The organism is Flavobacterium hiemivividum (assembly GCF_004349145.1).
GTDB classification, from domain to species: Bacteria; Bacteroidota; Bacteroidia; order Flavobacteriales; family Flavobacteriaceae; genus Flavobacterium; species Flavobacterium hiemivividum.
In genome coordinates this window covers 1-1,438 of sequence record NZ_SMFO01000031.1, presented here as the reverse complement: position 1 = coordinate 1,438, position 1,438 = coordinate 1, and the positions used below count along the sequence as shown (strand labels likewise).

Genomic DNA, 1,438 nt, shown 5'->3' with positions numbered 1-1,438 from the left:
TAGACTGAACCCAAAAAGTTAGACAAATTTATAATTAATTTTGATAATAATGAGCTCGATATTGGATCGGGCTCATTTTGTTTAAATTAGATTTAATTCTCTCGTTATTGTAATAGTTTATGTATTCCTTTATTTCTTCTTTTAATTGGTTTATAGAGCTGTATTTCTTTAGATAAAATAATTCTGATTTAAGTATTCCAAAAAAGTTTTCGATAATAGCATTATCTAAACAGTTCCCTTTTCTTGACATACTTTGTATAATTCCTTTTTCTTTCAATAGAAATTGATACTGTTTCATCTGATATTGCCAGCCCTGATCAGTGTGTAAAGTTAAATTAGTGTTGTTTGGTATTTTTTTAAATGCTTTTTTAAGCATCAATACTACTTGGTTAAACATTGGTCTTTCTGCTAGTTCATAGCTTATTATTTCTTGGTTAAACAAGTCAATTATAGGAGATAGATATAGTTTCTTACCTGACACATTGAACTCGGTTATATCGGTTGCCCATTTTTGATTAGGAGCTGATGCTTTAAAATTACGTTCTAATATATTAGGAGCTATTTTGCCTTGTTCTCCTTTATAAGATTTATATTTTTTAATCCTTATAACACTTTTTAATCCTAATGATTTCATCAACTTTAAAATTGTTTTATGATTAATAATCATCCCCATATTGTTAACTTCATCAGTTATTCTTCTGTAACCATAACGACCTTTGTGTTTATAATAAATTGACTTAATTAGTTCTTTAACTTCTTTATATTTATCAGCAACTTTACTTTGTTGTTGATAATAATAAAAACTACTACGTGCCATCTTTGTATGATTTAAAAGTAGATTTAAATCAAATTGATGCCTTAATTCCATTATGGCTTGCGCTTTCTGCTTTTCTCTTCGGCTTGAATTAAGGCTTGTAACTTTTTTAGCAACTCATTCTCACATCGTAATGATTCGTTTTCTAAAAGAAGTTCTTCTTCCCTTGTTAAGGGTTTGTCTGTTTTTCGTTGTTTTCTTTTAAAATTCATAACTACTGGTCTGCCTTTAGTTTTAAGTTTTAATCCTGCTATACCTTCTTTTGAATATCTTCCTTGCCAGCGTCTTATTGTTGAACCTGACGGAATATTGAATATTAAACAAGCTTTACTCAAAGATAATGACTTACTTTCAATCGTTTTTAGAACTTTTAACTTAAAGGCTTCACTATAATTTTTGTTTTTTTGTATTGGTAAAAGACCTTCAATTCCAAATTCATGATAACACCTAATCCAATCTTTAAGGCTGGTTTTTCCTATGCCATTTTCTTTAGATATAGAAGTTATTGATTGATTTTTTTTTAAAACTTCATTTACACAGCGAAGTTTAAATTCATAACTGTACTTAACTTTTCTTTCCATAAAAATGCCCCCAAATAGTGTCTAACTTTTTGGGGGCAGTGTA

Annotated in this window: 2 protein-coding genes; both read right to left on the bottom strand. The window is 28.6% G+C overall.

Annotated features, from left to right (window positions below; all coding sequences use genetic code 11):
* Positions 1-34: 34 nt before the first annotated feature.
* Positions 35-868, bottom strand: a complete 834-nt coding sequence (locus E0F98_RS15960; RefSeq protein ID WP_132113271.1) for an IS3 family transposase — start codon at positions 866-868, stop codon at positions 35-37.
* Entirely contained in the window at positions 868-1,395 is a 528-nt protein-coding gene (locus tag E0F98_RS15955) for a helix-turn-helix domain-containing protein (protein WP_132113268.1), read from the bottom strand. Before E0F98_RS15955 ends, E0F98_RS15960 begins: the two co-directional genes overlap by 1 nt.
* Between the last annotated feature and the right edge of the window lie 43 nt (positions 1,396-1,438).